Consider the following 24440-nt stretch of genomic DNA (forward strand, 5'->3'; position numbering starts at 1 on the left):
CCCGGCGGGGCGGCCCCGGGGCAGGCCCGGGCTGCCCGGAACCCGGGGCCTTCGCCTTGTCGTCGTCCGTCCCACTCGCATACCGCCGGACGGTCCGATCCGGTTCGTGCCGCTATCGTGACACGACGGAACTTGTTCTAGGGTGCTCTACGCGGCCCGACGGCCAGGTGTCCGTCCGGTCCACGTCCGTTCGAACCAACCCGAGGTGGAATGTGCGCATAGCTCTGTTGTCGTACCGGAGCAAGCCGCACTGTGGGGGCCAAGGGGTCTACGTGCGGCATCTCAGCCGCGAACTCGTCGCGCAGGGTCACACGGTGGAGGTGTTTTCCGGTCAGCCCTATCCGGAACTCGATCCGGGGGTGACTCTCACCAAGGTCCCCAGTCTCGACCTCTATCGCGACGACGATCCGTTCCGTACGCCCCGTCCCGGTGAGTACCGCGATCTCATCGATGTCCTCGAGGTCGCGACGATGTGGACGGCGGGCTTCCCGGAACCCCGGACGTTCGGCCTGCGTGCTGCCCGGCTTCTGCGCACCCGGCTCGGCGACTTCGACGTCGTACACGACAACCAGTCGCTCGGATCGGGGCTGTTGAAGATCGCCGAGCACTTCCCGCTCGTCGCGACGATCCACCATCCGATCACCCGCGATCGCGAACTCGATCTTGCGTCGGCGAGCAGTTGGCGCCGGAAGCTCACCTTGCGCCGCTGGTACGGCTTTCTCCGCATGCAGGAGCGGGTGGCCCGGAAGATCGGCTCCCTGCTGACGGTGTCGGCGAACTCGGCCGACGACATCCGTGCGGCGTTCGGGATCGAGGCGGATCGGATCCACACGATCCCGCTCGGCGTGAACACGGAACTGTTCGCACCGCCGTCGACGCCCCGGGTCGCGGGCAGGATCGTGTGTGTCGCGAGCGCCGACGCTCCGCTCAAGGGAGTGCCGACGCTGCTCGAGGCCGTCGCGAAACTGCGAACCGAGCGCGAGGTCGAACTCGTCCTCGTCTCGAAACTGGCCCCGGGAGGGGCCACCGAGCGGCTCATCGACGCCCTTGCCATCGGTGACGTGGTGCGCACGGTCTCGGGAATCGAGGACGCCGAGCTGGCGGCACTGCTGGCATCTGCGGAAGTCGCGGCGGTTCCCTCGCTCTACGAGGGCTTTTCGCTGCCGGCAGTGGAAGCGATGTCGTGTGGCACACCGCTGGTGGCGAGTCGCGCCGGAGCGATCCCCGAGGTGGTGGGTGACGCGGGCGTCCTCGTGGAGCCCGGAGACGCAGCACAACTGGCGGGAGCGCTGGCCGGACTGTTCGACGATCCCGGCGCACGGGAGCAGCTCGGAGCGAAGGCCCGCGCGAGAGTGCTCGACCGGTACAGCTGGGCCGCGGTGGCTGCACAGACCGCGAGCGTGTACGAGCAGGCGATCGCCGCACGTGAAGGAAGGACCAACTGATGTTGACCGTCGACTTCGACCGGCTGGGGATCGAGCCCGGGCAACGCGCCATCGATATCGGAGCAGGCGCCGGCCGGCACTCCTTCGAGTTGTATCGACGCGGCGTGGATGTGGTGGCGTTCGATCGCAGTGCCGACGACATGAAGGCGGTTGCCGACATGTTCGTTGCCATGGAACTCGAGGGCCAGGTCCCCGAGGGAACTCTCGCCCGCGCCGAGGTCGGTGACGCGCTCGCACTGCCGTACGAGGACGCGTCGTTCGACATCGTTCTGATCTCGGAGGTCCTCGAGCACGTGCCCGAGGACGAACGCGCCATCGCCGAGCTCGTGCGGGTGCTCAAGCCGGGCGGCGTCGCCGCGGTGACGGTGCCGCGCTGGTTCCCCGAGAAGGTGTGCTGGGCGCTGTCCGACGCGTACCACGAAGTCGAGGGCGGACACGTGCGCATCTACAAGGCAGACGAACTCGCGGCGAAGCTCACTGCCGCCGGTCTGAAGGTGTCGGGAACCGGGCACGCTCATGCCCTGCACGCTCCGTACTGGTGGCTCAAATGCGCTGTGGGCGTCGACAACAACGACAACCCGCTGACGAAGGCGTACCACCGGATGCTGGTGTGGGACCTGATGAAAGGTCCGTGGATCACGAGGACCGCCGAGAAGTTGCTCGATCCGGTCATCGGCAAGAGCGTGGTGTTCTACCTCCGCAAACCGGGTGCTTCCGGTGCCGCCCAGTGATACTAGCCTGCCGATGATTCCCTCCGTGCCGGGGGTGCTGTCCCAGGAACAGTGCCTCGCGACCGGGCGGGCCATCGCCCGGATGCAGGAGTCTTCCGGCGCGATTCCGTGGTTTCCGGGCGGCCACACCGATCCGTGGGATCACGTCGAGTCGGCGATGGCGCTGACCGTGACGGGCTTGCGCGACGAAGCGGATGCCGCTTTCCACTGGCTCCGGGACACGCAGCGGCCCGACGGGTCGTTGCCTGTCCGGTTCGATCGGGGAGTGGCCGACGGCGAGGACGTCGACAGCAACTTCACCGCCTACATCGCGGTGGGAGTGTGGCACCACCATCTGGTCACCGGCGACCGCAACTTCGTCGAACACATGTGGCCGACCGTCCGGCGGGCACTCGATCTCGTCGTCGACATGCAACGTCCGGACGGTTCGATCTCCTGGGCCCGCGGGGCGGGCGGCATGTTCGACGAAGCACTGCTGACCGGGTGTTCGAGTATCCACCAGAGCCTGCAGTGCGGAATGCGTCTCGCCGAGTTCGTCGGCGACCCGCAGCCGGAATGGGAAGTGGCGTCGTTCCGGCTGGGACACACCGTGCGACGGCACCCCGAGGTGTTCACTCCCAAGCCGGAGTTCTCGATGGATTGGTACTACCCGATCCTCGGCGGTGCCGTCCGCGGACCCGACGCACACGAACGGATCCGGGAACGCTGGTCGGACTTCGTCGTCGACGGCCTGGGAATTCGCTGCGTCGACCACCGTCCGTGGGTGACAGGCGCCGAGACCTGCGAACTGGTCCTCGCGCTGGACTGCCTGGGCGACAGCGCGCGTGCGCACGAATTGTTCGCTGCCATGCAGCATCTCCGTGACCCCGACGGCTCGTACTGGACCGGCCTCGTCTACAGCGACGGTAAACGCTGGCCGGTCGAGGTCAGTTCGTGGACCAGTGCGGCGGTGATCCTGGCTGCCGACGCACTGTCGCGGACGACACGGGGAAACGGGGTCTTCCGGGACGCGGCGGCACCCACGCACGTCGCGGGTGCCGACCGCTGCACGGAGAACTGCCCGGTCCTGGTCTGACGGCCGCCCCGCTGCTCTAGCGACCGGGCAGGACTCCGACGGTCCCTCCGGTGCGTTCGAGCACGCGCAGCGTTCCCGTCGCGGGCATATCGGTGAATTCCCCGCTCTCCAAAGCGCGACAGTAGATTTCGTACGGCGGCCGGCCGCCGTCCTTCGGGTCGGGGAAGACGTCGTGGATGATCAATGCGCCGCCGACCTCCACCCACGGTGACCACCCCTCGTAGTCGGCCTGGGCGGCGGCGCTGCTGTGTCCACCGTCGATGAAGACGAAGCGTGCGGGCGTGCGCCAGAATGCCGCCACCCGAGGCGAAGTGCCGATCACGGCCACGACGTGTGATTCGAGGTCCGCGTCGGCAAGTGTGTGCCGCAACCGTCCGGCGGTATCGATGCGGCCGGTATGGTCGTCGACCAGCGCGGGATCGTGGTACTCCCATCCGGGCTGGTGTTCCTCGGAACCACGATGGTGATCGATCGTGACGATCGTGCCCCCGGTCGATCGCGCCGCCGCGCCCAGGTAGACCGTCGACCGGCCACAATAGGTGCCGATCTCGACGCCGACCCCGTCGCCGAGGTAACGCAGAGCCACGTCGTGCAGCGCAGTTCCTTCGTCCTCCGGCATGAAACCCGGAGTGGCTTCGGCAAGTTCGACTACCTCACGGGGCAAGCTGGTGCGGGTCATCGGGGTCTCCGTCCGTTCGCGAACTGCGGTGTCCGGTGGGCAACCTTACCGAGACGCTGCCTCAGCCGGAGGTGTGGGCCGCCAGGGTGAGACTGTCGAGGTCGCGGATCGCGGTGCACGCCCGGGCGACCATCGTTGCGAACATCCGATCACCACGGTCGGTGCGAGTGCCGTACGCGCAGCCGAAGACAGCAACCAGAGGGCCTTGGAGCATCGCGAAACGGTAGTCGTCCCAGCAGTCCGTCAGGCTGTATTTCTCGACTCCGTGACCGAGCAGTGCCCGGTGGTAGGTCGCCACGAGGTCGCACTCGTGCTCCCGTCGCAATTCGGGGGTCAGGGAGGTGCTCACGAAATAGGCGAGGTCGCGGGCGGGAAGCCCGATTGTGAGTGTCTGCCAATCCACTGCGGTCACGCCCGTGTCCGGGACCGGGGGGAACAGGAGGTTGTCGAGCCTGTAATCGCCGTGCACCAGTGCGAACCGTTCCGGTCGTGCGCAGATCCACCGCTCTGTGACCTCGACGCAATCGCGCAGTGTGGCGCGATCGCGACTCGAGACGTGTTCACCCAGATCGTGCGTGAACGTCTCCAGCGCCGGGCCGTAGAGTTCGGCGAGCACCTGCGCTTCGTCCTGGCCGGTCCGCCCGACCCACGACAGTTCCAGGAGGGTCGGGTCGCACCAGCGGGGCCCGTGCAGACCTGCGAGGTTGCGCACCGCGTCGTGCGCCTGCGCCGGGGTGCAGCCGGCGACCTGGTCGCCCTGCTGTGCGGGCGCGAGATCTTCGAGTAGCAGCGTGAAATCGCCGCCGTCGCCGAGTGCTGCGTAATAGCAGACCGGCACGCAGACCGACACCGAGTCTGCGATGTCGGTGTAGAACCGGACTTCGCCACGGTAGGCGCCGGCCAGCATCGCTCGTGTTCCCGGATCGGCCGCGGGAAGTTTTGCCACGATCGAGGCCGGTATCTCGTCGCCGGTGAGCGTGAGCCGCAGGCACCGTCCGATCTGTCCGGTCCCGATCGGCTCGGACCGTACCGAGCGCACCGCGCTTCCGAGGGCAGCCCCCAATCGCTCCGGGGTCAGCTCGTCGACGTCGAGCATCAGGGCCGGGTCGGGCGGAGGCGAGATCATCGGGCGTTCCATCCGGGATTGGCGGGCAGCCGCGAGTGGTTCTCCGGCGTGCGTACTGTGCTCCATGCTGCCACCACGGGTGCGAGTTCCGCCGGGGTTGCGCCGTGCAGGATCACGCTGTCGGCGCCCGCATCGAACTGGTCCGCGATGCGCGCGGCGCAGTGTCCGGCGGTTCCGGTGGCGGACGCGGCGATCCACTCCTCCGGCAGGAGGGCGCGGATGTGCCGCAGAACGGCGGGGCTGCCGGCCGCATCGAACGGTCCACGGTGATCACGCACGACGGGATCGTCGCGGAACCGCCCGAGCACGCCGGGATCCCATCCGTTGGCTCGCGCCAGGACGTCGCCGTATCCCTGCAGGTAGGTGGCGAGACGCCCGACCAGCATCCGCTGTTGCCGGTCTTCGGGGATCGAGTCCTCGACCGTTGCGAGAACCGACCAGACCCGCACTGCGGCGGGGTCTCGCCCGGCCGCCGCAGCCGCGTCGCGGATGATCTTCACGGCACGGGCGACGGCGGCGTCGGTGAAGAAGGTGTGCAGGACGACGCCGTCGGCGATTCGTCCGGCGAGATCGAGGGTCCTGTCGCCGAGCGCGACCATGAGGATCGGAATACGGTCGGACCCTTCGGAGATCCGGCGTAGATACGGAAACGCTCCGGCGGGTCCGTCGTGCCCCGCGACCGCCTCGCCGTTCCAGAGCGCGCGCAGGATTTCGGTTGCATCTTCCAGCCCGGCGGACGTGACGCGCGGCAGGCCCATGAGGTCGAAGAGTGCATCGAATCCGCGTCCCAGGCCGAAGGCGTACCGGCCCCCGCTCAATCGGTGCAGGGTCGTCGCCATCGTCGCCGTGACGAGGGGATGCCGGGTGTGAGGATTCGTTGCGGCGGTGCCGATTCCGATCGTCTCGCTCACCGCCGCGGCCGCACCGGCGAGCGCCGCGGCGTCCTTGGTGTCGAATCGCTCGGACAGGAACACCGACCCGAGGCCGAGTTGTTCACCGTGACGAACCTCGTCGAGCAGGTCGCGAGGTTCGGGGGAGTGCCCGGCGAGGCCGTAGAACCCGAGTTCCGGGAACTCGGGGGTCGCAGCGGCCCGGCCGGTGGCGCTCACGACCGGTTCGATGCGCGCCGCTTGTGCAGCACGCTCCCGATCGTCGAATCCAGTTTGGTGCCCAGCGGCCACCCCACGTAATGGCAGAGGAACAGCGCGATTTCCTTGAGTTGCTCCTCGTCCAGTTCTTCGTTGTGCAGAGCCGCACCGATCTGGATCTCGGCGACATCGGTGAGTCCTTGCGCGGTGAGGGCGCCCAGGAGCAGCAGTCTGCGATCCCGGATGCTCAGTCCGGGCCGGGACCAGATGTCGGCGAAGAGGTGGTCTGCTGTCACCGCGAAGTGGTCTCCCGGACCGTCCTGCATCTCCCAGCCGTAGACCTTGGTCATCATCTCGAGTCCGCGGCGGCGGGTGTCGTCGGTCATGCGTGCTCCTCGCTGGCGTAGGAATGGGCGGCGCTGCCGGTACCGACACCGAGTCCGGACCCGAGCCCGGTCAATGCTCTTGTGGCGAGTGGCAATTCGACCCCGAGGCGCTCGCCGAGTTCGAGCGCGAGCGACAGGTCTTTTTCGCCGAGGTCGCGGACGTGCGAGAAGATCGGGTACCACGAATCACCCGTGTCGAGCTGGGAGGTGCTGTCGCGCCACATGATGGCTCCGGCGCCGCCGGTGATGGCATCGGTGTGGCGGACGACCTTGCCGAGCTCCGCGATATCGATCCCGGCTGCCTCCGCGAGCCGCGCAGCCTCGGTCGCGGCGGTGAAGGAGATGAAGTGCAGAAGATTGCGCGCCAGTTTCATGCGGGTGCCCGCTCCCACCGGACCGGCGTGGATCACGACCTCGGCGAAGTGCCCGAACGGTTCGGCAACCTTGGCGAACGCCTCGTCCGTCGCGCCGACCATCACGGCGAGGGTGCCGTTGCGGGCCCCGGGTGCACCACCGCTGACCGGCGCGTCGACGAGATCCACCCCGCGCTCGGCGCACTCGGCGGCGAGTTCGGTGGCGGTGGTATCGGAGATCGTCGAGTGCACCGCGATCACGGTTCCCGGTCGCGCGGTGGACAAGAGCCCGTTCCCGCCCGCGACGACCTCGCGTACCTGCGCGTCGTCGAGCACGGTCACCGAGATCAGATCACACGACGCACCGAGTTCTGCCGGGTCCGCCGCGGCGGTGGCCCCCGCGTCGACGAACGGTGCGACGGCCTCGGCGCGGGTGTCGAGGACGGTGAGCCCGCCGGGACGGCCGAGGAGACGCTGGGCCATCGGTGCGCCCATGTTGCCGAGGCCGACGTACCCGATCCTGATGTTCTCGGAAGTGTTCACGAGCGGATCACCTGTCCGCCGTCCACGTTGAAGATCTGGCCGGTCACCCAACTCGCCTCGTCGGAGAGCAGGAACAGGCACATGCCGACGAGGTCGTCGGGGGTGCCCATTCGCTTGAGCGGCAGATGCTTGATCATGTCCGCGACCATCTTCGCGGGTGTGGTGCTGCGGGTCGCCTCGGTGTCGATGGGGCCCGGCGCGATCGCGTTGATACGGATGTTCGACCCGCCCAGTTCCACCGCGAGTTGCTGGGTCAGTCCGTTGATTCCGACTTTGGCGAGTCCGTAGAAGCCGGAGTACAACCATGCGGCAGTGGACGATTGGTTGACGATCGACCCGCCGTGGGCCGACATGTGCGGCCATACCGCGCGGGTGACGTTGAGGGCACCGTCGAGGTTCACGCTCATGAACTTCTTGTAGTAGTCCCAGGGCACGGTGAGCAGCAGGTCGAGTTTCATGCCGCCGTAGATGGCGGCGTTGTTGACCACATGGTCGATGCGGCCGTACTTCTCGACGGTCGAGGCCGCGAGTGCCTCGGTGGATACCGGGTCGGATACGTCGACCGGCACGAACGTCGCGTTGCCGCCGTCGGTGATGATCTGTTTGGCGACTTGCTCACCGAGTTCGGCTTCGAGATCGGCAACCACGACGTTCGCGCCTTCGGCCGCGAGCGCGCGGGCGTATGCCTCGCCGATGCCCTGTGCTGCACCGGTGACGATCGCCGTGCGGTCCGTGAATCTGGCCATGCTGTCGGTCCTTTCGATTCTGTGAGGGTGCGGCGATCAGCTCGCGGGCTCCGCGACCAACTTGGTTTCCAGGTATTCCTCGAAGCCGGCGACGCCCATCTCCCGGCCGATTCCGGAGTGCTTGTAGCCGCCGAACGGGGCATCGGCCGCGTACCAGATGCCGCCGTTGACGCCGAGGGTTCCGGTGCGCACCCCGGCGACGACACGGGCGATGCGCGCGGGATCCGTGCCGTATACCGCGCCCGACAGGCCGTAGGGGGAGTCGTTGGCGATGCGCACCGCGTCGTCGTCCCCGTCGTGGGGAATCACGACGAGCACGGGACCGAAGATCTCTTCCTGCGCCGTCCGGGATCGGTTGTCGAGACCGGAGATCAGAGTGGGTTCGACGAAGAACCCGCGTGCGTGTTCGGCCGGCCGGCCGCCCCCGACCACGATCGTGCCGCCTTCTTCGACAGCGAGCCGGAGATAGCTTTCGACGCGGGCACGCTGGCGCTCGGAGATCAACGGTCCGCAGACGGTGCCGGGGTCGCGAGGGTCGCCCGGACGCAGGGTACGCATCGTTTTCGCCGTGGCGGCCACGGCCTCGTCGTACTTGTCGCGGGGGACGACGAGCCGGGTGGTGATGGCGCACCCCTGACCCGCGTGCGTGGACACGGTGAATGCGGCCATCGAGCAGGCGCTGCGCAGGTCTGCGTCGTCGAGCACGAGGAACGCCGATTTGCCGCCGAGTTCGAGGAACACCTTTTTGAGGGTGTCGGCGGCGGACCGCATCACGGATCGGCCGGTCGCGGTGGAACCTGTGAACGAGATCAGGTCGACGCGCGGGTCCTCGGTCAGTTGTGCGCCCAGGAGATGATCGCTCGAGGTCACGATGTTGAGCGTCCCGGGCGGAAAATCGGTTTCCTCGGCGAGGATCTTTCCGACCAGGGCTGCGCACCATGGGGTGTCGGGGGCGGGTTTGAGAACGACGGTGTTTCCCGCGGCTAGCGCGGGCCCGATCTTGGCGAAGTTGATCTGGTGCGGGAAGTTCCACGGTGTGATCGCACCGACCACGCCGGTGGCTTCTTTGAGCAGGTAGCGATGCGTGGGGATGCCCATGGGCGCGGCGTTGCCGAGATCCTGTTTCCAGGAATAGTTCTCGGCGAGATCCGCGAAAAAGAGCAGGTCGTCGACGGGACCTTCGAGATGGGCGGCCGAGGTGAGGAAGCGGGGAGCCCCGACCTCGGCGATGGTGATCTCGCGCAGTTCCTCGATGTGTCCGCGCAGCGCGTCGCGCAACTGCCGGAGGCACCGGGCACGGAACGCGTGGTCGCGCGACCAGTCGGTGTCGTCGAACGCGCGTCGTGCGGCCTCGATGGCGGCGTCCATGTCGGCGGCGGTGGCGTCGGCGGCCTTTCCGAGCAGTTCTTCGGTGCTCGGGTCGAACACCTCGAAGGTGCCGCCGCTGCCGGGTACGAGCTTTCCGTCGATCAGGAGTGTGGAGCTGTCGGTGGGGCGAAGTGTCATCAGACGTTCCCTCGGTTCTGGACAGGTGTCTGGACTATAGTTCGGGCAGTTGTACGACGCAATGGCCGAAACGGGAGAACTTATGGGAGAGCCGAATTCGACCGGCCTGGCCGGCAAGGCTGTGATCGTGACCGGGTCGAGCCGGGGGATCGGCCGTGCCGTCGCCCAGCGGTTCGCGACGGAAGGGGCCGGGGTCGTGGTCAACGGCCGGGACCCCGGTGCGGTGGAGACGACCGTGGACGAGATGGTGGCAGCCGGGGCGCGGGCGGTCGGCGTGGCGGGATCTGCCGCCGAACCGGGGGTCGCGGAACGACTGCTCGACACCGCACTGGCCGAATTCGGGTCGGTGGCCGCGCTCGTCAACTGCGCCGGTACCGCGGAACCGGCCGGCTCGTCCATCCTCGGCATCGACGACCGTCAGTGGCACGACTTGATCGACGCACATCTCACGGGCACCTTCCGGACGTGCCGGGTCCTCGCTCCGTACTTCGTCGAACAAGGCGGCGGTGCGATCGTCAACACGGGTTCGTTCGCATTTCTGGGCGACTACGGCGGAACGGGATACCCCGCGGGAAAAGGCGCGGTGAACAGCTTGACCCTGGCGATCGCGGCCGAACTGCGCGAGCACGACGTGCGCGCCAACGTCGTGTGCCCGGGAGCACGCACACGGCTGTCCACGGGAGACGACTACGCGCGACACCTCACGCGGCTGCACGAGCGGGGTCTGCTCGACGACGTGGCGTACGAGGCGTCCCGCAATCCGGCTCCGCCCGAGTACGTGGCACCTCTCTACGTGTTTCTCGCGAGTGCGCTGTCCTCGTCGACGGGCGGGATCTTCGCCGGCTCGGGGTGTTTCGTCGGGCGGTTCGGCAAGCAGGCGCCGGACCTGCTCGCCTGGCGCGACCACGAGACGTCTCCGCCGTGGACGCCGGAGGAGATCGCCGGGTTCGTCTGATCCGGGGTTCGTCCGTACTGCCGGCGCCGCGGCGCGCGGATCAGAACACGGGCAGGCCGAGGCGGCGCCGCAGTCGCATGTCGAGCAGGTAGGCCTGCCACGGCAGTCGCCACACCCACGGTGTCCACCGATGCATCGTGCGGAGGTTCGCCAGATAGCGATCGAATCTGCGCTGGTCCGCAAGGGTCCACTCGTAGTGCATGACGTCCCGGAACTCCGGTGGGAGTGCTCCACGGGTGACGAACTCGAAGGAACGACCGAACACGCGGTGGATGACCCGGCCGAGGCGTCCCAGCCGTACTTCGAGGAAACTGAGTTCCGCCAGGTGGGTGAGATAGGTGCGGACGTCGTCGTTCATCGAGATGCTGTCCACGCCTGCGCGCCAGAGTTCGTCGTACTCCTCCCGCGTGGTGGGCCAGGACTCCGGGCGAACGTTGAGGGTGGTGCCGAGACTCGCGCCGTCGCGCAGTACGTGCCGGAATTCGTCCTCGCTCAGCGGCCCGTGCAGCAATTCGTATTGGTCCACGAAGTACGTGAGCAGGCACACCGCGACCCACAACTGCAGCACGGGAGAGTTGGCGCTGTACGCAACGGGGGCTCCCGGAGCGGACGTGACCTGGGAGTGGATGCGGCGCACGGCTTCCCGGACATACGCACGATCGTCGTCGTTGCCGAAGACCGCGACCGCCAGATATGCGCCGGTGGTCCGGGCGCGTTTCACCGGATGCAGGTCGGCTCGACCGGAGTCCACCGCGCTGTCGACGACACCCTGACCAACCCCCGGCAGAGCCAACTGCATGATCACGTTCGCCACGTTGATCGTGCCGCCGAGCGGTGACACCAGATCTCCGAGGGAGCGGATGGTTGCCATGGGACCCTCCCTCCGACAACGGCCGTATTCAGCCTACGGTTCGCTCAGCCCGTGTGCGTGCCCGTGGCGGGAACTCCTGCCAGAACGCCCCGCACCACGGTGTCGTAGATCTGGTCGAGGTCCAGTTCGTCACCGAGGAATCCGCTCCCCTCGAGCGTGGCGAAGCCGTGCAGCGCTGCGAACATGCTGATGGCGACCTCGAGCGATTCGGTGGCCGGGACTCCGCACGAGGACAGCATGGTCCGCAGCGCGACATTCGCGTCGAGTGCGGCGCCGACGAGCGCGTCGCGGTCGACCGGTGCGGCGGTCAGGGCGCCGTACAGTCGGGCATGCTCGACGGCCCATGCCCGGTGGGCATCGATCAGGGCACGCAGGCCGGCGAGTCCGCTCCGGCCCATCGCCACCTCACGCAGGTGGAGGCCCAGATCGGTCATGGCGCGGACCTGGACGGCGGACCGCACGTCGTCGAGATTGCGCACGTGGTTGTACAGCGAGGCCGCGACGATGCCCAGGCGAGCCGACAGGGTGCTCATCGTGAGTTGCTCCCAGCCCAGTTCCTCGACGATGTCGAGCGCTGTGGCGACAACTTTCTCGCGCGTGAGGGTGCGCCGCCGGACGGGCCGGGAATTGTCACGTGCCATGAACTTAGTCTAAGGGTCTTCCGCATCAAACGAAGATCTGTAGTTTAAGTGCGACACACATTCGTATATCCGGACGAGGGTAAGGGCATGACCACCTCCCGCATCGATCTCAAGAACCCCGATCTCTACCTCGAGGGGATTCCCCACGCGTACTTCTCCGAACTCCGCCGCGTCTGCCCGGTGCCGCGGCAGCCGGAAGAGGGGGGTGCCGGTTTCTGGGCCGTAACCCGGCACGCCGACGTCGTCGCTGTCTCCCGCGACAGCAGCACGTTCTCGTCGGCATTGGGAACCACCCAGGTCGACGACTTCGACGAGGAAACGCGCCTCAAGCAGGCCGCGATGCTCCTCAATCTCGATCCCCCGGACCACACCCGCCTGCGGCAACTGGTCAGTCGTGGCTTCACGCCGCGGATGGTCAAGACGCTCGAGGCGCACATCCGAGAGGTGTGCGACCGGATCGTCGACGAGGTCGTCGAAGCCGGACGGGACGGTGCCGTCGTCGACTTCGTGCCGACGGTGGCGGCGCCGCTGCCGCTCGAGGTGATCGCCGAGTTGCTCGGGGCACCCACCGAGGATGTCGGCAAACTCTACGAGTGGTCGAACCGGATGATCGGCTGGGACGACCCCGAATACGGGAGCACGCAGGAGGACGGTGAGCTCGCCGCAGCAGAGGTCTTCCTGTACGCCAACGAGATTGCCGCCCGACGGCGAGCGGAGCCACGCGACGACATCGTCTCCGCGCTCGTTCGTCCCGACGAGAACGGCGACACGCTGTCCGAGGTGGAGTTCGACATGTTCTTCGTGCTCCTCGTGATCGCGGGCAACGAGACCACCCGCAACGCGATCACCGGCGGTATGCAGGCCTTCATCGACCATCCCGAGCAATGGCGCAGACTCCAGGACCGGCCCGAGTTGATCGACAGCGCGGTGGAGGAGATCCTGCGCTGGGTGACTCCCGTAGTGGCGTTCCGTCGCACCCCCACCTGTCCGGCGTCGATCGGTGGCCAGGCGGTGGAGCGCGGCGACAAGGTGGTCGTGTACTACCCCAGTGCGAACCGCGACGAGGACGTGTTCGAGAACGCGCAGGTCTTCGATATCGGCCGGGAACACAACCCGCACGTCGCCTTCGGTGGCAGCGGGGTCCATTTCTGTGTCGGAGCGCATCTCGCCCGTCTGGAACTGCGGGTGATGTTCGAGACGCTCGCGACGCGCCTCGACCGTGTCGAATCCGCAGGGCCGGTGCGACGGCTGAGGTCCAACTTCATCAACGGGGTCAAGGCCATGCCCGTGCGGATCCACCCGCGCGGGTGACGAATTCGGTGCGTACCGCCCAGTATCGGCATTGCCGGACCCGACCTGCCGTAGTAATGTCCAGACACGTGTCCAGAAATGTGAATCTCGAATCGACTCGCCGCCGTCTGACCGAGAGGCAGGCCGATACCGTGCAGCGCCTCACGCAGGCCGCAGTCGAGGTGTTGCGCGAAGAGGGATTCGCAGGACTGACGGTCCGGATGGTTGCCTCCCGTGCGGGTGTCGCACCGGCGACCGCCTACACGTACTTCTCGTCGAAAGAGCATCTCGTCGCCGAGGTGTTCTGGCGGCGGCTCGCCACGGAGGCGGCCGTCGAGCCGGCGCCGGGGCAGGCCGACGGGAACCGAGCCGACCGGGTGTCGGCAGTGCTCCGGGGGATCGCGCTGCTGATGGCCGGCGAACCGGAACTGGCGGCCGCGGTGACCAGCGCGCTGCTCGGCCAGGATCCGGACGTCGAGCATCTGCGGGCACGAATCGGTCTCGAGATCCGGGAGCGGCTCTCCGCCGCGCTCGGACCCGGCGCCGACCCCGACGAACTCGAAGCACTCGAACTGCTCTACGCCGGTGCCCTCGTGCGCGCCGGTATGGGTTACGGCACGTACGAAAAGCTCGCCGACAGGTTGGAAGTCTCAGCCCGACTTTTACTGGAGTGATCCATGATTCAGGCCTCCCTGGAGTCCTCATCGCTCGACCCGCCGACCTTCAACCCGTACGACTACTCGTTCCACGAGGACCCGTACCCCACCTACCGCCGGCTGCGCGAGGAAGCGCCGCTGTACTACAACCCCGACCTGGAATTTTGGGCGTTGTCTCGCCACGCCGACGTGGTTGCGGCGTTCCGTGACGGCACCCGGCTCTCGAGTGCCAACGGCGTCTCGCTGGATCCGTCGGCGTACGGGCCCAACGCCCACAAGGTGATGTCCTTTCTCGCGATGGACGACCCGCGACACATGCGGATGCGCCAGTTGGTCTCGAAGGGCTTCACGCCGCGCCGTGTGGCGGATCTCGAAGGCCGGATACTCGAACTCACCCTCGAATACCTCGAACCCGCTTTGGGGGCAGGGGAGTTCGACTGGATCTCCGAGGTCGCCGGCAAGCTGCCGATGGACGTGATCTCCGAACTCATGGGCGTTCCCAAGTCCGATCGCGCCGAGATCCGCAGGCTCGCCGACCTCGTCGTGCACCGCGAGGAGGGCGTTCTCGACGTCCCCGTCGCCGCCATGGACGCGTCCTTGAATCTCGTCGGCTACTACGCACAGATGATCACCGAGCGCCGCGCGAAGGAAACCTCCGATCTGACCTCGGCTCTGCTCGGTGCGGAGATCGACGGCGACCGGTTGTCGGACGACGAGATCATCGGATTCATGTTCCTGATGGTGGTCGCGGGCAACGAGACCACCACGAAATTGCTCGGCAACGCCATGTTCTGGGGCGCGCACAACAAGACGGAAGTGCGACGGGTTTTGTCCGAACCCGACCGGGCTCCGGAATGGGTCGAGGAGACTTTGCGGTACGACACGTCGAGCCAACTCGTCGCGCGCACCGCCGCAGAGGACATCGACCTGCACGGCTCCACCATCGGCGCCGGTGACAAGGTGCTCCTGCTCATCGGGTCCGCCAATCGCGACTCGGAGGTGTTCGACGATGCCGACACGTTCCGGATCGGCCGGAGCAGTTCCCAGAAGATCGCGAGTTTCGGAGGGGGCGTGCACTTCTGCCTCGGCGCGCACCTCGCCCGACTGGAGGCGAACATCGCGCTCGGACAGTTCGCACGCCGGGTCGCCGACTACGAGATCGACTTCGACAGATGCGAGCGTGTGCACTCCACCAACGTCCGAGGCTTCGCCGCCCTGCCCATGAAGGTCACCGATCGACATGCCTAGATTCGAACCCCACCCCTCTCGTCGCCCGGCGATCGTCACCGGAGCGTCCTCCGGTATCGGCACCGCCACCGCGTACGCCCTCGCCGAACTCGGGCACCCTGTCGCTCTCGGTGCTCGCCGCATCGACGAGTGCGAGGCCGTCGCGGAGAAGATCCGCGGCGAAGGAGGCGAAGCCTTCGCCCATCGGCTCGACGTGTCCTCGACCGAGTCGGTGGACGAGTTCGTCGCCGCGGCCGAGAACGCACTCGGCCCCACCGAGATCGTCGTGTCCGGTGCCGGCGACATGGATTTCTCGCTTGCCCACGAGATGGACCCCGACCGATTCGCCTTCCAGGTCAGCGTGCACCTCATGGGCACTCAGCGGCTCGCCCACCGGGTGATACCCGGCATGATCGAACGCCGGCGCGGTGATTTCGTCGTCATCGGGTCCGACTGCGCCGACGTGGCACGTCCGTGGATGGGCGCCTACGTCGCGGCCAAGACCGGTCTCGAAGCGCTCGCGCGGGAGATGCGCATGGAACTCGAGGGCACCGGAGTGCGCGCGTCGGTGGTGCGTCCCGGACCCACGCAGACCGCGGCCGGAATGACGGCACCCGCGGAAATCCTCGAACCGCTGCTGAACGACTGGACCAAATGGGGGCTCGCCCGGCACCCGTACTTCCTCCGGGCGTCGGACATCGCGGACGCGGCCGTGGCGGTCGTCTCGGCACCGCGTGGCGCCCACATCGTGCTCATCGAAGTTCAGCCCGAGGCCCCACTGAAGAAGGATTCCTGATGACCACGATCGTCGAACCCACACGGGTGTCCGGTGGCGAGCACGAGCACGGCCACCTCGAAGAATTGCGGACCGACCCGATCGCCCTCATGCGGCGCGTTCGTGACGAGTGCGGAAACGTGGGCGTCTTCCAGCTCGCCGACAAGAAAGTCGTGCTGCTCTCCGGAGCCGAAGCGAACGAGTTCTTCTTCCGTGCCGCGGACGAGGAACTCGACCAGCAGGCCGCCTATCCGTTCATGAAGCCGGTCTTCGGTGAGGGCGTCGTGTTCGATGCCAGTCCCGAGCGGCGCAAGGAGATGCTGCACAACTCGGCGCTGCGCGGTGAACAGATGAAGGGCCACGCGGCGACCATCGACCGAGAAGTACAGGACATGATCGCCGGCTGGGGCGACGAAGGCGAGATCGACCTGCTCGAGTTCTTCGCCGAGCTGACGATCTACACCTCGTCCGCGTGCCTGATCGGCAAGAAGTTCCGCGACCAGCTCGACGACCGCTTCGCCCACCTCTATCACGACCTCGAAAAGGGAACCGACGCTCTCGCTTTCGTCGATCCCTATGCACCCATCGAGAGTTTCCGGCGGCGTGACGAAGCACGACGTGGCCTCGTCGCCCTCGTGCAGGACATCATGACCGGCCGTATCGCGAACCCGCCGAAGGGGAAAGAGGATCGCGACATGCTCGATGTCCTCGTCTCGATCAAGGACGACGAAGGGCACGAGCGGTTCAGCGCCGACGAGATCACCGGCATCTTCATCTCGATGATGTTCGCCGGACACCACACCACGTCGGGCACGGCCGCGTGGGCGTTGATCGAACTGCTACGGCATCCCGAGTACCTCGAGCAGGTGACCGACGAACTGGACACGCTCTACGCCGACGGTGCCGACGTGAGTTTCCACGCGCTCCGCCAGATCCCGGTGCTCGAAGCGGTCCTCAAGGAGACCCTGCGGTTGCATCCGCCCCTGATTCTGCTGCTCCGCGTGGCATGCGACGACTTCGAAGTGGCCGGATACAAGATCCGGGAGGGCGATCTCGTGGGTGCGACGCCCGCGGTGTCCAACCGCATCGCCGAGGACTTTCCCGATCCGGATGCGTTCGATCCCGGCCGGTACATCGATCCCAACCAGGAAGACATCGTCAACAGGTGGACATGGATTCCGTTCGGTGCCGGCCGGCACCGTTGCGTCGGCGCGGCTTTCGCGCTCATGCAGCTCAAAGCGATCTTCTCGGTTCTGCTGCGCGACTTCGAATTCGAGCTCGCCCAGCCGTCCGACACCTACCGCAACGACCACTCCAAGATGGTGGTGCAGCTCGCGCAACCGTGCGCGGTCCGGTACCGCCGCCGTGACCGGGACTGAGGTGTCCGCCGTGAGAGTCGAAGCAGATCTCGATCTCTGCCAGGGACATGCCATGTGCGCGATGGAGGCGCCCGACGTGTTCGCCGTCGCAAAACACGGCGAGGTGGAGATACTCCGAAACCCTGTGCCCGAGGAGTTGCGCAGCGACACCGAGGCCGCCGTGAAGTACTGCCCGACCCAAGCACTTCGCATCGTCGAAGACTGAGACCCAGGAGACCGACCCATGGCTACGTTCGATCGTGCCGAGCTCGACGAGATGATCGCCCGCTGGACCGACGCCAACAAGCGCGCCGAGGCCGAGGGCGACTGGAAGCCGTTGGCGGACATGTATACCGAGGACGCGACCTACGGCTGGAATTACGGACCGAAGCAGGAGTTCATGGCGGTCGGCCGCGACGAGATCCGCGACATCGCGCTCGGACAGGAGATGGAGGGACTCGAAGGGTGGCAGTACCCCTATCAGCAGTTCGTCGTCGACGAGCGGTCCGGGGACGTCATCGGTTTCTGGAAGCAGACCGCGGACGAGACCCGCGACAACGGTGAGCCCTACACGGTGCAGGGCATCGGGGGCAGCTGGTTCCGTTACGGCGGAAACTTCCAGTGGTCCTGGCAGCGCGACTTCTTCGACTTCGGCAACGTCTCCCATCTGTTCCTCGAGATGATCACCGACAACAAACTGTCGGACGGGATGAGCAAGCGGATCGAACGGTCCACCTCGAAGACTCCGCTGCCCGGCTGGTACCGCGTCGGACAGTCTCCGGTTCCGCTGTGGTGAGCCCGGCGCGCACGGGGGGATCGTTTGCGGCGCTCTCGCGCGCCGACCTGGCCGTGCTGGTACCCGAACTGCTGCTGTGCGGACAACTCATCGACCGCTCGGGCATGGCGCACCTCATCTCGGCCTTCGGCCGTGAGGGAATGGCAGAAGTCGCGATCGAGGAATGGCAGGCGGCGTCGCCCTGGTACACCCGGCGGATGCAGCGCGCCCTGAACTACGAGGGTGACGACGTCGTCACCATCTTCAAGGGTCTGCAACTCGACATCGGTGCACCGCCCCAGTTCATGGACTTCCGGTACCGCGTCGACGACCGCAACCACGGCGAGTTCCAGCTCGATCATTGTGGCGCACTCATGGACGTCGAACCGCTCGGTGACGCGTACGTCACGGCCATGTGCCACGACATCGAGGACCCGACGTTCGACGCGACCGCGCTCGCCACCAATCCGTACGCGCAGGTGCGGCCCATCCACCGGCCGCCGCGGGTTCCCGAGGACCGGCACCCGCACTGCGCGTGGACGGTCACCATCGATCCGTCGCACGTGCCGCCGAAGATGGAACCGCACACCGAAGCACTCGGGCGCACCGCGGCCGTGGCCACCGAGCTGAGTCCGATCGACGGCGACGGCGAAGGAAACCACGACTATTCGGGTCCGCTCCTGTCGGACCTGCGGTTCGCGGACTTCTCCAAATCCGCGCTGGTGCGCATCGCCGAAGAGGTATGCCTGCAACAGCACATGCTCACGCTGGGATTTCTCATGGGCGTGCGCAAGCGCACCGACGAGGCGTCCGCGCTCGATCTCGCCCGCAAACAGCTCACCGGGATTGCGGGCATCGCGTCGGAGCGGATCCATCGGGTACTGGGAACGCCGCAGTCGTTCGCGGGACTCGCGGCCGTCCTCGACGTTCATCCCGTGTTGTCGCCCTACCACTATGTCGAACGCACCGTCGAGCACGACTCGCACGGTCTGACCTTGCACATCCACCGGCGGGGTGGGGCGCACGTGGACGGGGCGTGGCCGACACTGGTCGACTCCGATCACCTGGGTGCTCTCGATGCGCTCGTGCGGGGAGTGGACGCACACTTTTCCGTCCGGGTGGAGTCGGAAACCGAGGACTCCCTCGTCGTCGGTGTCGTGCGTGAGGACACGCCCGCGAAGGAATGCGGCGAGGTGGCCATCACCCGCTTCAGTTCCGGCACCGATTTCGTGTTCGCCGACCGCGGGATTCCGCTACCGCTCACCGTTCTCTGACGTTCCGGCTCTGCCAGGCTTTCCGCTCTTCACGATCGAACCCCATTCGTTCAGGAGATCATGTGGACACCGCTCTGTCGCGTCGTACTTTTCTGGGGACCGCTGCTGCCGCGGCAGTGGCCTTGACGGTGGTGGCGGTCCCCCGCGCCCGGGCGGAGGTCACCGAGGAACGCCATCGCGCGGTGGTGATCGGAAGCGGTTTCGGCGGCGCGATCACCGCGATGCACCTCGGGCGTGCGGGGGTGGAGACGGTTGTGCTCGAGCGTGGGATCCGTTGGCCCACAGGCCCGAATGCGGAAACGTTCCCCCGCATGTTCGCGCCCGACCGGCGTGCGTCGTGGCTGTCACCGATGCCGGTGATGACCGGTGCGCCGCCGATTCCGTCGGAGCCGTACACGGGCCTGATGGAACGGGTGCGCGGCAACGGAATCGATATCCTGTGCGGCGCGGGCGTCGGTGGCAGTTCGCTCGCGTACCACGGGATGACGCTGCAACCGGACGGTGCACGGTTCGCGGCGTCCGTGTCGCCGAGCCTCGACTACGACCTCCTCGACCGGGAGTATTACCCGCGGGTCGCGCGGATGCTGCGCGTCGCGGAGATCCCCGACGACCTGCTCGCACACCCTCGCTACCGGTCGTCGCGGGAATTCCTCGACCGGGCCGGGCGCGAGGGATTCGACACGTTCCGGGTGCCGATGTCCATCGACTGGGATTTCGCGCGGCGCGAACTCACGGGTGAACTGAAACCGTCCTACACGACCGGTGACGTCATCTACGGCGTGAACAACGGTGGGAAGTTCTCGGTGGATGTGACCTATCTGGCCGCGGCCGAGAACACCGGCAACGTGTCGGTTGCGCCGCTGCATCGCGTCACCGACATCGAGCGGGCACCGAACGGAACGTGGATCACGCATGTCGACCGGATCCACACCGACGGAACGATTCTCGAACGTAAAAGGCTCCTGTCGGAGGCGGTATTCCTCGGTGCGGGATCGGCCGGCACGACCCGGTTGCTGATGAAGGCCCACGTGAAGAACCTCGTCCCGGACCTGCCGGACGAGGTGGGAACGGGGTGGGGCAACAACGGCGACCGCGTGTTCTCGGTGACCACACCGCTGTCGAGTCCGGGGGAGTTCCAGGGTGGGCCGGCGTGCGTCGGGATGAAGGACTATTCCGATCCCGCCGGCGCGCTGATGATCGTGACCGGACCGGTGCCGTGGCCGGCCGACATCGGCACCACATCGGTGATCGGGCTGGGGGTCGTGCGCGGGCTCGGGCGATGGCAGTACGACGCCGCCACCGACGATGCTGTGCTGCAGTGGGATCAGAAATTCGACCGTGAGCTGACCCGGGCCATCGAAACACGTATCCGCCGTATCGCCGGTCCTGCCGCACTCGTGGTCGACATCAATGCGGTGGACGTCAACACGTTCCATCCGCTCGGGGGAGCGCCGATGGGACCGGTGTGCGACGAGGCGGGCCGCGTGCTCGGGCAGCGCGGGTTGTACGTGGTGGACGGGGCGAAGATCCCGGGCTCGACCGGCGCGTGCAATCCGTCCATGACGATCGCCGCGCTCGCGGAGTACGGTGCGGACGAGATCGTCCGCCGCGATGCCGGTGTGGTGTTCTGAGCCCGGGACCGGTCGGGATCCGGTTCAGCCCTTGGCCGCGGAGATGCCCGCGCGTCGACCGAAGAAACTGCCGTCGCCGAGCGACGTTCCGCTCGCATATCCCCAGGCGCAGACCCCGGATGTGCAACGGCCCGCCGCGAACAGGCCGGGGATCGGTTCGCCGGAGACGTGGAGAACCTCGGAGTCGACGGTCGTGCGCAGGCCACCGAGAGTGAATCCGGCGGTGCAGTTGCGCAGGTCGATCGCGGCGATCGGCGAACCGATCGGAACACACCATTCGCTCTTCTTGCCGAGGACGGGATCGGTCCCGGTCTCTGCGTGCCGGTTGTAGACCTCGACGGTTGCCTGCAGTGTTCCCGCCGGCAATCCCATATCGGATTCGAGTTCTTCGACCGTCTCGGCGACCCATTTCGGCCGGAAACGGAAGAAGGGCGTGGAACTGGTTGCGGCACAGCCGTCTTCGTACGCGGCCTCGTCGATGACGAGGAACGCCTGATTGTCGTTCTTGAGCAGGGTCAACTGCCCGATGCGGCCGGGGTAGGTGTCCTCGGGCACGTACCGGTTCCCGCGGCCGTTGACGAGAATGCCGCGCGCCATCAACTGGGGATCCCCGAAGAATGCGACCTCGGTGGCATCCATGTGGGCGAGGTCGGCACCGAGCGCCTGGGCCATCCGGATCGCACGACCGTCGTGTTCCTCGATCGCAGCACCCGGACGCCCCTCCAGCTGGGGCGCATACGCCGAGATCATCTCTTTGTTGTAGGCGAAACTCCCGGTCGCGAGGACGACGCCGCGACGTGCCCGGACATAGACCTCGTTGCCGTACTGCTTGGCGGCGATGCCGACGACCCGGCCGTCCTCGTCGACGATCAGACGCTGCACCCGGACGTCGTATTCGGCTCGGACCCCGAGGCTCTCGGCGACCTGCGACAGCGGTTGCATGAGCATGAATCCGCCGCCCTTCTCGCCGGTGCGCTTGTCCGCCATCTGGGGGACGTGGCCGCGGGGAGCGGGAGTCGCGATGTCGTTGAAGGGCGCGGCGTTCTCGCCGCCGGAGTACATCAGGCCGTCGTCGCCCGGGATCTCCCAGCCGGGCTCACCCCAGAAGCTCTCTTTGAACACCACGCCGTTGTCGACGAGCCAGTCGTAGTGCTCGACGCTGCCCTCGCAGTATTCGGAGATCTTCGCTTCGTCTGCTCCCGGTCCGAGCGCTGCGAGCATGAAGGTCTTCATGTTCTCGGGGGTGTCCTCGAACCCGAGCGCTTTCTGGAGACCCGTCCCACCGCCCAGGTAGATGATGCCCCCGGACAACGATGCGGCCCCGCCCCAGCCGCCGGTGCGTTCGAGAACCAGTACCTCGGCGCCGGTGCGCGCGGCCTCGACGGCCGCGGACACTCCGGCGATGCCGTATCCGGCGATCACCACGTCGGCCTCGTGGTGCCAGGTGGTGATCCGGTCGGCGTGGAGGGGATGCAAGTCGGTGCTCAATGTGGGTCCCGTTCTGGTGCGGTGGATCAGTGGTCGAGTTTGCCGGCGAGCCGGTCGATGTAGGCGACGACTTCGTCCTCCGTGCGATCGGGGAGTCCGAAGATGACCTCGTTCACGCCTGCGTCGCTCCACCGGCTCAGTTGCTCGGTATCGGGGCGTCCGGCGAGCGCGACGACCGTCGGAGTCCCGGTGCGACCGGCGTCGGCCCACATCTTGTGGAGCCGGTGCACGTTGTCCACGGTGTCTCGCTCGGTGGGGGTGGTGATCCAGCCGTCGGCCGAGCGCACGATCCATGCGAAGTTCCGCTCGGTCGCGCCCGCGCCGATGAGCACGGGGGGCCGGGGCTGCTGTACCGGCTTGGGCCACGCCCAGCTCGGGCCGAAGGAGACGAAGGTGCCGTCGTAGGACGCTTCCTCCTGGGTCCACAGTGCCTGCATCGCCTCGAGGTACTCCCGCAGGGCGGTGCGACGCTTACCGGGGGGAACCCCGTGGTCTGCGAGTTCTTCGGCGTTCCAGCCGAAGCCGGCCCCCAGGATCACGCGTCCGCCGGAGAGGTGATCGAGCGTGGCGATCGTCTTCGCCAGGGTGATCGGGTCGTGTTCGAGCGGTAAGGCGACGGACGTGCCCAAGCTGATCGTGGAGGTGACGGCGGCTGCGAGACCGAGCGAGACCCACGGGTCGAGGGTCCGCATGTACCGGTCGTCGGGCAGCGTCTCGTCGCCGGTCCCCGGGTGCGCGGATTCCCGCCGCACCGGGATGTGGGTGTGTTCGGGAACGTAGAAGCTGTCGAACCCGCGACTCTCCGCGGCTGTCGCGGCGACATCGGGTCGGATTCCCCGGTCGCTGGTGAACAGGGTGATTCCGTGGCGCACTGCGGCCCCTCTCGTCGGATGACGAAGAAAATGTAACGCGTTCTACCTCTGGAGGGAAGGGGTTTCCGGACACCTGTCTAGATGAGTCGCCGGAAGGCTGGTCGTGAAGGCCGCATCGGTGCCTGAACTATCCTCGAACAGGGATGAACGGAAGGTGACGTGATGGCGGACGACCCGACTACGGAGGTTGCGCACACGAGACAGCGGGCTTTTTCGACACCGGGCGCAGATCTGAGGCCCGCTCAGCGAGCCCGCTACATGCGCATCATCGGGTCGGCGAAGGAGCTTGCGTCCGAGGGCGGGTACGAGGCCGTGCAGATGCGTTCGGTAGCCGACCGCTCCGGCGTGGCTCTCGGCACGGTGTACCGCTACTTCCCGTCGAAGAACCATCTGCTGGTGGTTGCGCTGGTGCTCGAGTTCGAAGCGGCCGCCCGGCGCTTTGCCGAGGCGGAGCTTCCCGGCGACACTCCGCACGACCGGATCATGGTGGTGTTCCGGGCATCGGTCGCGCAACTCGAGGAGAATCCGCGCCTGTACGACGCTCTGGTGCGAGCCACCATGTTCGCCGATGCGTCGTCGGCCCCCGAACTCGACCACCTCGGATATGTCCTCACCGATCTGTTCGCCCGCGCTGCCGGAATCGACGCCGTCACCGAAGAGGTTCTCAACGCGGTGCACATTATCGCCGACGTGTGGATGTCCACCCTCGTGAGCTGGGCTGCCGGGCGGCAGAGCACGCGCGAGGTGCTCGCGCACACCGATACCGCGGTGACATTGGTGTTCGACCGCCTCGAGCGGTTGCAGCGCGCCGGCTGACCTGCCGGCCGGCGCGACGCGCACTCCGCCGCGAACGAGACGGCGCTCATGACCTCATGGGTACGCAGCGGGGGGGGGGGGGGGGGGGGGGGGGGGGGGGGGGGGGCCCGGCCCCAGCCGCGCCGGCGGCGGC

25 protein-coding genes are annotated in these 24440 nt (G+C 67.1%); 14 read left to right on the top strand and 11 right to left on the bottom strand.

Annotated elements, in window-relative coordinates; translation table 11 throughout:
- The first annotated feature begins 212 nt into the window (after positions 1 to 212).
- The 3 genes from TVH25_RS13210 to TVH25_RS13220 are packed head-to-tail and all read left to right on the top strand — an operon-like array spanning position 213 to position 3251.
- The gene (locus TVH25_RS13210; RefSeq protein WP_296551362.1) at positions 213 to 1445 is read left to right on the top strand and encodes a glycosyltransferase family 4 protein; all 1233 of its coding nucleotides are present in this window, start codon (positions 213 to 215) and stop codon (positions 1443 to 1445) included.
- Positions 1445 to 2176 (top strand): class I SAM-dependent methyltransferase, encoded by a 732-nt coding sequence (locus TVH25_RS13215; RefSeq protein ID WP_169621259.1) that lies wholly within the window; start codon positions 1445 to 1447, stop codon positions 2174 to 2176. Before TVH25_RS13210 ends, TVH25_RS13215 begins: the two co-directional genes overlap by 1 nt.
- A 13-nt stretch (positions 2177 to 2189) precedes the next feature.
- Positions 2190 to 3251, top strand: coding sequence for a prenyltransferase (locus TVH25_RS13220; protein ID WP_296551363.1), 1062 nt, complete (start codon positions 2190 to 2192; stop codon positions 3249 to 3251).
- Between the two features lie 16 nt (positions 3252 to 3267).
- Here TVH25_RS13220 and TVH25_RS13225 read toward each other — a convergent pair whose 3' ends face one another.
- The 7 genes from TVH25_RS13225 to TVH25_RS13255 all read right to left on the bottom strand — a co-directional run bounded on the left by TVH25_RS13225 (position 3268) and on the right by TVH25_RS13255 (position 9678).
- Complete coding sequence (locus TVH25_RS13225; RefSeq protein WP_422424390.1) at positions 3268 to 3930, bottom strand: class I SAM-dependent methyltransferase; 663 nt, start codon at positions 3928 to 3930, stop codon at positions 3268 to 3270.
- A 61-nt stretch (positions 3931 to 3991) separates the two neighbouring features.
- Positions 3992 to 5056, bottom strand: coding sequence for a phosphotransferase (locus TVH25_RS13230; protein WP_296551365.1), 1065 nt, complete (start codon positions 5054 to 5056; stop codon positions 3992 to 3994).
- Complete coding sequence (locus tag TVH25_RS13235; RefSeq protein ID WP_422424391.1) at positions 5053 to 6165, bottom strand: TIGR03857 family LLM class F420-dependent oxidoreductase; 1113 nt, start codon at positions 6163 to 6165, stop codon at positions 5053 to 5055. The genes TVH25_RS13230 and TVH25_RS13235 overlap by 4 nt, the downstream gene beginning before the upstream one ends.
- A complete protein-coding gene (locus tag TVH25_RS13240; protein WP_169621254.1) occupies positions 6162 to 6530 on the bottom strand; it encodes a carboxymuconolactone decarboxylase family protein in 369 nt (122 codons plus the stop codon). The genes TVH25_RS13235 and TVH25_RS13240 overlap by 4 nt, the downstream gene beginning before the upstream one ends.
- Positions 6527 to 7426: an NAD(P)-dependent oxidoreductase gene (locus tag TVH25_RS13245; protein WP_296551372.1), complete on the bottom strand. Its 900-nt coding sequence runs from the start codon at positions 7424 to 7426 to the stop codon at positions 6527 to 6529. Before TVH25_RS13245 ends, TVH25_RS13240 begins: the two co-directional genes overlap by 4 nt.
- Positions 7423 to 8172: an SDR family oxidoreductase gene (locus tag TVH25_RS13250; RefSeq protein ID WP_169621252.1), complete on the bottom strand. Its 750-nt coding sequence runs from the start codon at positions 8170 to 8172 to the stop codon at positions 7423 to 7425. The genes TVH25_RS13245 and TVH25_RS13250 overlap by 4 nt, the downstream gene beginning before the upstream one ends.
- A 36-nt stretch (positions 8173 to 8208) precedes the next feature.
- Complete coding sequence (locus tag TVH25_RS13255) at positions 8209 to 9678, bottom strand: aldehyde dehydrogenase (RefSeq protein WP_169621251.1); 1470 nt, start codon at positions 9676 to 9678, stop codon at positions 8209 to 8211.
- 82 nt (positions 9679 to 9760) lie between these two features.
- Between TVH25_RS13255 and TVH25_RS13260 the strand changes: the two genes are divergently transcribed.
- Positions 9761 to 10633, top strand: a complete 873-nt coding sequence (locus TVH25_RS13260; protein ID WP_422424392.1) for an SDR family NAD(P)-dependent oxidoreductase — start codon at positions 9761 to 9763, stop codon at positions 10631 to 10633.
- Positions 10634 to 10673: 40 nt separating this feature from the next.
- Here TVH25_RS13260 and TVH25_RS13265 read toward each other — a convergent pair whose 3' ends face one another.
- Together TVH25_RS13265 and TVH25_RS13270 are read right to left on the bottom strand one after the other, a co-directional pair.
- Positions 10674 to 11504, bottom strand: coding sequence for an oxygenase MpaB family protein (locus TVH25_RS13265; RefSeq protein WP_422424394.1), 831 nt, complete (start codon positions 11502 to 11504; stop codon positions 10674 to 10676).
- Between the two features lie 44 nt (positions 11505 to 11548).
- Positions 11549 to 12145, bottom strand: a complete 597-nt coding sequence (locus TVH25_RS13270) for a TetR/AcrR family transcriptional regulator (protein WP_169651933.1) — start codon at positions 12143 to 12145, stop codon at positions 11549 to 11551.
- Between the two features lie 87 nt (positions 12146 to 12232).
- On the opposite strand from TVH25_RS13270, the gene TVH25_RS13275 reads away from it, so the two are divergent.
- The 9 genes from TVH25_RS13275 (at position 12233) to TVH25_RS13315 (ending at position 21131) form a co-directional block, all read left to right on the top strand.
- Positions 12233 to 13456 carry a cytochrome P450 gene (locus TVH25_RS13275; protein WP_169651932.1) on the top strand — a complete coding sequence of 408 codons (1224 nt, stop codon included), beginning with the start codon at positions 12233 to 12235 and terminating at the stop codon, positions 13454 to 13456.
- A gap of 80 nt (positions 13457 to 13536) precedes the next feature.
- Positions 13537 to 14109: a TetR/AcrR family transcriptional regulator gene (locus TVH25_RS13280; protein WP_169621414.1), complete on the top strand. Its 573-nt coding sequence runs from the start codon at positions 13537 to 13539 to the stop codon at positions 14107 to 14109.
- Between the two features lie 3 nt (positions 14110 to 14112).
- Complete coding sequence (locus TVH25_RS13285) at positions 14113 to 15339, top strand: cytochrome P450 (RefSeq protein ID WP_422424395.1); 1227 nt, start codon at positions 14113 to 14115, stop codon at positions 15337 to 15339.
- On the top strand, positions 15332 to 16114 hold the full coding sequence (locus TVH25_RS13290; protein ID WP_422424396.1) for an SDR family oxidoreductase: 783 nt from the start codon (positions 15332 to 15334) through the stop codon (positions 16112 to 16114). The genes TVH25_RS13285 and TVH25_RS13290 overlap by 8 nt, the downstream gene beginning before the upstream one ends.
- The gene (locus TVH25_RS13295) at positions 16114 to 17472 is read left to right on the top strand and encodes a cytochrome P450 (protein ID WP_169621245.1); all 1359 of its coding nucleotides are present in this window, start codon (positions 16114 to 16116) and stop codon (positions 17470 to 17472) included. Before TVH25_RS13290 ends, TVH25_RS13295 begins: the two co-directional genes overlap by 1 nt.
- 10 nt (positions 17473 to 17482) lie before the next feature.
- On the top strand, positions 17483 to 17677 hold the full coding sequence (locus TVH25_RS13300; RefSeq protein WP_169621244.1) for a ferredoxin: 195 nt from the start codon (positions 17483 to 17485) through the stop codon (positions 17675 to 17677).
- A gap of 18 nt (positions 17678 to 17695) precedes the next feature.
- Positions 17696 to 18247: a nuclear transport factor 2 family protein gene (locus TVH25_RS13305; protein WP_169621243.1), complete on the top strand. Its 552-nt coding sequence runs from the start codon at positions 17696 to 17698 to the stop codon at positions 18245 to 18247.
- On the top strand, positions 18241 to 19500 hold the full coding sequence (locus TVH25_RS13310) for a hypothetical protein (protein ID WP_422424397.1): 1260 nt from the start codon (positions 18241 to 18243) through the stop codon (positions 19498 to 19500). The genes TVH25_RS13305 and TVH25_RS13310 overlap by 7 nt, the downstream gene beginning before the upstream one ends.
- Positions 19501 to 19562: 62 nt before the next feature.
- The gene (locus TVH25_RS13315) at positions 19563 to 21131 is read left to right on the top strand and encodes a GMC oxidoreductase (protein ID WP_346765312.1); all 1569 of its coding nucleotides are present in this window, start codon (positions 19563 to 19565) and stop codon (positions 21129 to 21131) included.
- A 24-nt stretch (positions 21132 to 21155) separates the two neighbouring features.
- Here the strand turns inward: TVH25_RS13315 and TVH25_RS13320 are convergent, their stop codons facing one another.
- Positions 21156 to 22619, bottom strand: coding sequence for an FAD-dependent oxidoreductase (locus TVH25_RS13320; protein ID WP_422424398.1), 1464 nt, complete (start codon positions 22617 to 22619; stop codon positions 21156 to 21158).
- 26 nt (positions 22620 to 22645) lie between these two features.
- Positions 22646 to 23491 carry an LLM class F420-dependent oxidoreductase gene (locus TVH25_RS13325; protein WP_169621239.1) on the bottom strand — a complete coding sequence of 282 codons (846 nt, stop codon included), beginning with the start codon at positions 23489 to 23491 and terminating at the stop codon, positions 22646 to 22648.
- 162 nt (positions 23492 to 23653) lie between these two features.
- On the opposite strand from TVH25_RS13325, the gene TVH25_RS13330 reads away from it, so the two are divergent.
- On the top strand, positions 23654 to 24307 hold the full coding sequence (locus tag TVH25_RS13330; protein ID WP_296551038.1) for a TetR family transcriptional regulator: 654 nt from the start codon (positions 23654 to 23656) through the stop codon (positions 24305 to 24307).
- The last annotated feature ends 133 nt before the right edge of the window (positions 24308 to 24440 follow it).

The sequence above is a fragment of the Rhodococcus sp. 7Tela_A2 genome (assembly GCF_049311045.1).
GTDB lineage: Bacteria > Actinomycetota > Actinomycetes > Mycobacteriales > Mycobacteriaceae > Rhodococcus.